This is a genomic window from uncultured Pluralibacter sp., assembly GCF_913775985.1.
Classification (GTDB): domain Bacteria; phylum Pseudomonadota; class Gammaproteobacteria; order Enterobacterales; family Enterobacteriaceae; genus Pluralibacter.
The window spans coordinates 1-7,518 of record NZ_CAJYMB010000086.1; the positions used below are offsets into that span (position 1 = coordinate 1).

5 protein-coding genes are annotated in these 7,518 nt (G+C 59.8%); 4 read left to right on the plus strand and 1 reads right to left on the minus strand.

Annotated elements, in window-relative coordinates:
- Positions 1-376, minus strand: a 376-nt coding sequence (locus QZ766_RS09080; protein ID WP_297200482.1) for an MFS transporter, incomplete at its 3' end; no start/stop codon positions are given.
- Between the two features lie 116 nt (positions 377-492).
- On the opposite strand from QZ766_RS09080, the gene QZ766_RS09085 reads away from it, so the two are divergent.
- The 4 genes from QZ766_RS09085 to narH all read left to right on the plus strand — a co-directional run.
- Positions 493-1,071, plus strand: coding sequence for a TetR family transcriptional regulator (locus QZ766_RS09085; protein ID WP_297200485.1), 579 nt, complete (start codon positions 493-495; stop codon positions 1,069-1,071).
- Positions 1,072-1,242: 171 nt separating this feature from the next.
- On the plus strand, positions 1,243-2,634 hold the full coding sequence (locus QZ766_RS09090) for a NarK family nitrate/nitrite MFS transporter (RefSeq protein ID WP_297200487.1): 1,392 nt from the start codon (positions 1,243-1,245) through the stop codon (positions 2,632-2,634).
- A gap of 65 nt (positions 2,635-2,699) precedes the next feature.
- Entirely contained in the window at positions 2,700-6,440 is a 3,741-nt protein-coding gene (locus tag QZ766_RS09095) for a nitrate reductase subunit alpha (RefSeq protein ID WP_297200490.1), read from the plus strand.
- Positions 6,437-7,518 (plus strand): nitrate reductase subunit beta (narH, locus tag QZ766_RS09100; protein WP_297200493.1); only part of this gene is annotated, 1,082 nt, incomplete at its 3' end. The genes QZ766_RS09095 and narH, both read left to right, overlap by 4 nt.

Here is a 7,518-nt window from a genome sequence, read left to right on the forward strand (position 1 = left end):
CCTCGCTAAAGGTATTGCGGATCCCGGCGAGGGTCGCCGGCACGATCATCGCCGCGCCCACCGCCAGCAGCGCGCGGGCAGCAATCAAATATTCGGCACCCGGCGCAAACGCCGCGGCCAGCGACGCCAGCCCGAACAGGCCGCTGCCGAGCAGCAGCAGGCGCTTGAAGCCGATGCGGTCCCCCAGCGCGCCCATCGGCAGCACCATTCCGGCCATCACCAGCGAATAAATATCAATGATCCACAGCAGCTGGTTGCCGCTCGCCGCGAGCGCCGTGCTCAGCGTGGGCGCCGCGACGTGCAGCACCGTGGCATCAATCGCGACCGGAATATAGACCAGAACGATAGCGATTAATGTAACCCATTGGCGAAACATGTTATTTCCCTCATCACGTCAAAACTGGACACTTGTCCAGGTCGCGATCCTGTTAGAAAGTTGAACATTTGTCCAGCTTTTTGTTATGCTCGCCTGCCGCTGCAGAGGAAATAACCATGAGCTATTTAAACCGGGAAGAGCGTCGGGAAACGATCCTGCGCGCCGCGATGTCGGTGGCCCTCGATGAAGGGCTAACCGCGATGACCGTGCGTCATATTGCCGCGCGGGCGGAGGTGGCCGCCGGCCAGGTGCATCACCATTTCGCCAGCGCAGGAGAGCTGAAAGCCGAGGCGTTTATCCGCCTGGTGCGGGAAATGCTCGACATTCAGATCCGGGAGGCCGGAAACGGCAGGCGGGAGCGCCTGTTCGCCCTGCTCGCCAGCGAAGACGGCCAGCTGGAGCCCTATATCCGGCTGTGGCGCCAGGCACAGCTGCTGGCCGAGAGCGACGAGGTTCTGCGCCGCGCCTACACCTTCACCATGACCCTGTGGCACGATGAGGTGGTTCGCATGATCCAACAAGGCGTCGACGCCGGGGAGTTTGTACAGAAAGACGCGGTACAGGATATTGCCTGGCGCTTAATTGCCGTGGTCTGCGGTCTGGACGGGATTTATATTCTGCCGCACAGCGCCATTGATGATTCTGCTTTTCGTAAACATATAGAATATATTATACAGCTTGAATTACTGTCTTAATTCGCCCTCGCCTGCATTTTCATAAAATATTCTCCACCGTCTGTCGCGGAGTTTTCTATTATTATCTACGCTTAATTTCACAATAAGACTTTGCCTAAAACTGTAAGCCAGCCGGCCTGCAGATATTCATTAGCTTTTGCTTATCAATAGATTATTGCAATGAGGGTGAATATGTCGCAAAAGAATGAGAAAGATAATCATTATCTACTGAAAGACTGGCGGCCGGAGATGTCCGGCTTTTGGGATAATAAAGGTAAAAAGATTGCGCGTAAAAACTTATGGATATCAGTAGGCTGCCTGCTGCTGGCCTTCTGCGTCTGGATGCTATTTAGCGCCGTCACCGTTAATTTAAATAAAGTCGGTTTTGCATTTACCACCGATCAGCTGTTTATGCTTACTGCGCTCCCGGCACTTTCCGGCGCTATATTACGGGTGCCCTACTCCTTTATGGTGCCTATATTAGGCGGACGCTACTGGACGGTAATAAGCACCGTTATTCTCGTTATTCCGTGCCTGTGGCTTGGCTACGCGGTGCAGGACACATCTACCTCGTATGAAGTATTTATTATTATTTCGCTGCTGTGCGGTTTTGCCGGGGCCAATTTCGCCTCGAGTATGGGCAATATTAGCTACTTCTTTCCAAAGGCCCGTCAGGGCAGCGCGCTGGGGATTAACGGCGGACTGGGAAACCTCGGCGTCAGCGTAATGCAGCTGGTTGCGCCGGTGGTGGTGTTTATTCCGCTGTTCACCTTCCTCGGCGTGCAGGGCGTGACCCAACCGGACGGCGATACTCTGTGGCTTGCCAACGCCGCCTGGGTATGGGTTCCGCTGCTGCTGATTTTTACCGTGGCCGCGTGGTTCGGGATGAACGATATCGCCAGCGCGAAAGCCTCCATTGCCGAGCAGCTGCCGGTGCTGGGCCGCCTGCACATGTGGATCCTCGCCCTGCTCTACCTTGCCACCTTTGGCTCGTTTATCGGCTTCTCCGCCGGCTTCGCCATGCTGTCGAAAACCCAGTTCCCGGACGTCAATATTTTACAGCTCGCCTTTTTCGGGCCCTTTCTTGGCGCGCTGGCCCGCTCAGCCGGGGGCTTTATCTCCGATAAGCTCGGCGGCGTAAGGGTGACGCTGATTAACTTTATCTTCATGGCGATATTCACCGCCCTGCTGTTCCTGACCCTGCCCGGCGGCGGATCCGGCGGCAGCTTTATTGCCTTTTATCTGGTGTTTATGGGCCTGTTCCTGACGGCCGGGCTCGGCAGCGGCTCTACCTTCCAGATGATCGCCATCATCTTTCGCCAGATAACCCTCGACCGGGTGAAAAAGCGCGGCGGCAGCGACGAGCTGGCCCAGCACGAGGCCGTCACCGATACCGCCGCGGCTCTGGGTTTCATTTCCGCCATAGGCGCGGTGGGCGGCTTCTTCATTCCTAAAGCATTTGGTTCCTCGCTGGCGATGACCGGCTCGCCGGTGGGCGCGATGAAAATCTTCCTGATTTTCTACGTGGTCTGCGTGCTGGTGACCTGGCTGGTTTACGGCCGACGCAAAACGCCAAAAGCCTGATACACCACAAGCCCGGACGCTGCGGCCAACCGGGCTATTTTTGCAGACATCACTGGAGCACGTTTATGAGCAAACTACTGGATCGCTTTCGCTACTTTAAGCAGAAGGGCGACAGCTTCGCTAACGGCCACGGCCAGGTGTACAACAACAACCGCGACTGGGAGGACAGCTATCGCCAGCGTTGGCAGTTCGACAAAATCGTGCGTTCAACCCACGGGGTGAACTGTACCGGCTCCTGCAGCTGGAAAATCTACGTTAAAAACGGGCTGGTGACCTGGGAAACCCAGCAGACCGACTACCCGCGCACTCGCCCCGATCTGCCCAACCACGAACCGCGCGGCTGCCCGCGCGGGGCCAGCTACTCCTGGTATCTCTACAGCGCCAACCGCCTGAAATACCCCTTAATTCGCAAAAGCCTGATCGGCCTGTGGCGCGGGATGCTGGAGCAGCACGTAGATCCGGTAGCGGCGTGGGACGCGCTGATGAACGATCCTGAGAAGTGCCGCCAGTACAAGCAGGCCCGCGGCCACGGCGGCTTCGTGCGCAGCAGCTGGCAGGAGCTGAATCAGCTGATTGCCGCCGCCAACGTCTGGACTATCAAGCAGTACGGACCCGACCGCGTGGCGGGCTTCTCGCCCATTCCGGCGATGTCGATGGTGTCTTATGCCGCCGGCACCCGTTACCTGTCGCTGATTGGCGGCACCTGCCTGAGCTTTTATGACTGGTACTGCGACCTGCCGCCCGCCTCGCCGATGACCTGGGGCGAGCAGACCGATGTGCCGGAGTCCGCCGACTGGTACAACTCCAGCTATATCATCGCCTGGGGCTCCAACGTGCCCCAGACCCGCACCCCGGACGCGCACTTCTTTACCGAGGTGCGCTATAAGGGCACCAAAACCATCGCGATTACGCCGGACTACTCTGAAGTTGCCAAGCTCTGCGACCAGTGGCTGGCGCCCAAACAGGGCACCGACAGCGCGCTGGCGATGGCGATGGGCCACGTCATTCTCAACGAGTTTCACCTCAAAAACCCCAGCGACTATTTCCTTAACTACTGCCGCCGCTATACCGACATGCCAATGCTGGTGCAGCTTGAGGCGCGGGAAGACGGCAGCTACGCGCCGGGCCGAATGCTGCGCGCCTCGGATCTGGTGGACGGACTCGGGGAAACCAACAACCCGCAGTGGAAAACCGTGGCCTTCAACGCCGGTGATGAACTGGTGGTGCCGAACGGCTCTATCGGCTTCCGCTGGGGCGAAGAGGGAAAATGGAATCTGGAACCGCTGGCGGCGGGCGAGGAGATCGACCTGCGCCTGTCGCTTATCGACAATCACGACAGCGTGGTGCAGGTAGCCTTTCCCTATTTCGGCGGCAACGAAAACCCGCATTTTCGCAGCGTCAAGCAGCAGCCGCTGCTGCTGCACCCCCTTCCCGCCCGGCAGCTGACGCTGGCGGACGGCACCGCCAGCCTGGCGGTCAGCGTCTATGACCTGATCCTCGCCAACTACGGACTGGACCGCGGTCTGGACGATCCGAATGCGGCCCAAACTTACAGCGAGGTGAAAGCCTACAGCCCCGCGTGGGCCGAGCAGATCACCGGCGTGCCGCAGCAGCATATCGCACAGATTGCCCGGGAGTTTGCCGATACCGCCCACAAAACCCACGGGCGATCGATGATCATTCTCGGCGCGGGGGTCAACCACTGGTACCACATGGACATGAACTACCGTGGGATGATCAACATGCTGGTGTTCTGCGGCTGCGTCGGCCAGAGCGGCGGCGGCTGGGCGCACTACGTCGGCCAGGAGAAGCTGCGCCCGCAGACCGGCTGGCTGCCGCTGGCCTTCGCTCTCGACTGGACCCGCCCGCCGCGCCAGATGAAGAGCACCTACTATTTTTACAATCACGCCAGCCAGTGGCGCTATGAAAAGCTCACCGCCAGAGAGCTGCTCTCCCCGCTTGCGGACCCGGCTAAATTCAGCGGCCACCTGATCGACTTTAACGTGCGCGCCGAGCGCATGGGCTGGCTGCCCTCCTCCCCGCAGCTGAACCTTAATCCGCTGTCCATCAAAGCCCGGGCCGAGGCGGCGGGCGTCAGCCCGGCGGACTACACCGCCGGCGCGCTGAAAGACGGCAGCATCCGCATGGCCTGCGAGCAGCCGGACAGCGGCAACAATCACCCGCGTAACATGTTTATCTGGCGATCCAACCTGCTTGGCTCCTCCGGCAAGGGCCACGAGTACATGCTCAAGTACCTGCTCGGTACCGAAAGCGGCATTCAGGGCGAGGCGCTGGGAGAGACCGATGACGTAAAACCGGAAGAGGTGGAGTGGCAGACCGCGACCATTGAAGGCAAGCTCGATCTGCTGGTGACGCTGGACTTCCGCATGTCCAGTACCTGCCTGTTCTCCGACATCGTGCTACCGACGGCGACCTGGTACGAAAAAGACGACATGAACACCTCGGACATGCACCCGTTTATCCACCCGCTGTCCGCCGCCGTCGATCCCGCCTGGGAGGCAAAAAGCGACTGGGAGATTTATAAAGGTATCGCCGCCGAGTTCTCCCGCGTCTGCGTTGGGCACCTTGGTCAGGAGAGCGACGTGGTGCTGCAGCCGCTGCAGCACGACTCCCCGGCGGAGCTGTCTCAGCCCTTTGAAGTGGCCGACTGGGGCAAGGGCGAGTGCGACTACGTGCCCGGCAAAACCGGCCCGTCCATTGCGGTGGTGGAGCGCGACTACCCCGCCACCTACGAGCGCTTTACCTCTCTCGGTCCGCTGCTGGACAAACTGGGCAACGGCGGCAAGGGCATTTCGTGGAACACCGATCGCGAAATAGCGTTCCTCGGCAAGCTCAACTACCTCAAACCGGACGGCCCGGCGAAGGGCCGCCCGCGCATCGAAACCGCCATCGACGCCTCGGAAGTGATTCTAACGCTGGCGCCAGAAACCAACGGGCAGGTGGCGGTGCGGGCGTGGGAGGCGCTGGGAAAATTCACCGGCCGCGACCACACCCACCTGGCGCTGAATAAAGAGGATGAAAAAATCCGCTTTCGCGACATCGTCGCCCAGCCGCGCAAAATTATCTCGAGCCCCACCTGGTCGGGACTGGAGAGCGAGCACGTCTCCTATAACGCGGGCTACACCAACGTGCACGAGCTGATCCCCTGGCGCACCCTGTCGGGCCGCCAGGAGCTGTATCAGGATCACCTCTGGATGCGCGCCTTTGGCGAAACCCTGGCGGTGTATCGCCCGCCAATCGACACCCGCAGCGTGACCCACATGCGGGAAATCCCGCCCAACGGCTTCCCGGAAAAAGCGCTCAACTTCCTGACGCCGCACCAGAAATGGGGCATCCACTCCACCTACAGCGAAAACCTGCTGATGCTGACCCTGTCGCGCGGCGGGCCGATTGTCTGGATCAGCGAAACCGATGCCCGGGAGCTGGGCATTGAGGACAACGACTGGATAGAGGCGTTTAACGCCAACGGCGCGCTCACCGCCCGCGCGGTGGTCAGCCAGCGGGTGCCGCCCGGCATGACCATGATGTACCACGCTCAAGAGCGCATTATGAATATCCCCGGTTCCGAAGTGACCGGCCGCCGGGGCGGGATCCACAACTCCGTCACCCGCATCTGTCCGAAACCGACCCACATGATTGGCGGCTACGCCCAGCTGGCCTGGGGCTTTAACTACTACGGCACCGTCGGCTCCAACCGCGACGAGTTCATCATGATCCGCAAAATGAAAAACATAAACTGGCTCGATGACGAAGGCAGCGATCAGATCCAGGAGGCGAAAAAATGAAAATCCGTTCTCAGGTCGGTATGGTTCTCAATCTGGACAAATGCATCGGGTGCCACACCTGCTCGGTGACCTGCAAAAACGTCTGGACCGGGCGCGAAGGCATGGAGTACGCGTGGTTTAACAACGTTGAAACCAAGCCGGGTATCGGCTATCCCAAGAACTGGGAAGATCAGGACGAGTGGCAAGGCGGCTGGATCCGCACCATCAGCGGCAAGCTGACGCCGCGCCTCGGCGGCCGCGTCGGGGTGCTGTCGAAAATCTTCGCCAACCCGCTGATCCCGGGCATCGACGATTACTATGAACCCTTTACCTACGACTATCAGGATCTGCACCGCGCCCCGGAAAGCAAACATCTGCCCACCGCCCGCCCGCGCTCGCTGATCAGCGGCCAGCGGATCAACAAAATTAAGTGGGGCCCGAACTGGGAGGAGCTGCTGGGCGGCGAGTTTGAAAAGCGCGCCCGGGACCAGAACTTCCAGAACATTCAGAAAGAGATGTACGGCCAGTTCGAAAACACCTTCATGATGTACCTGCCGCGCCTGTGCGAGCACTGTCTGAATCCGAGCTGCGTCGCCACCTGCCCGAGCGGCGCGATTTACAAGCGCGAAGAGGACGGCATCGTGCTTATCGATCAGGACAAGTGCCGCGGCTGGCGAATGTGCATCAGCGGTTGCCCGTACAAGAAAATCTACTTTAACTGGAAAAGCGGCAAATCCGAGAAGTGCATTTTCTGCTACCCGCGCATTGAGTCCGGCCAGCCGACGGTGTGTTCGGAAACCTGCGTTGGCCGCATTCGCTATCTTGGCGTGCTGCTGTATGACGCCGACCGCATCGAAGAGGCCGCGAGCACCGAGAAAGAGACTGACCTCTACCAGCGCCAGTGCGACGTGTTCCTCAATCCGCACGATCCCGCGGTGATTGAAGAGGCGCTTAAGCAGGGCATCCCGCAGAACGTCATTGATGCAGCACAGAAATCGCCGGTCTACAAAATGGCGATGGAGTGGCAGCTGGCCCTGCCGCTGCACCCGGAGTATCGCACCCTGCCGATGGTCTGGTACGTGCCGCCGCTGTCGCCGAT

What these genes read in the sequence shown, in the direction of transcription:
- QZ766_RS09085 (WP_297200485.1), top strand. Translation starts at nt 493, where the DNA reads ATGAGCTATTTAAACCGGGAAGAGCGTCGGGAAACGATCCTGCGCGCC.
- QZ766_RS09095 (WP_297200490.1), top strand. Translation starts at nt 2,700, where the DNA reads ATGAGCAAACTACTGGATCGCTTTCGCTACTTTAAGCAGAAGGGCGAC.
- QZ766_RS09090 (WP_297200487.1), top strand. Translation starts at nt 1,243, where the DNA reads ATGTCGCAAAAGAATGAGAAAGATAATCATTATCTACTGAAAGACTGG.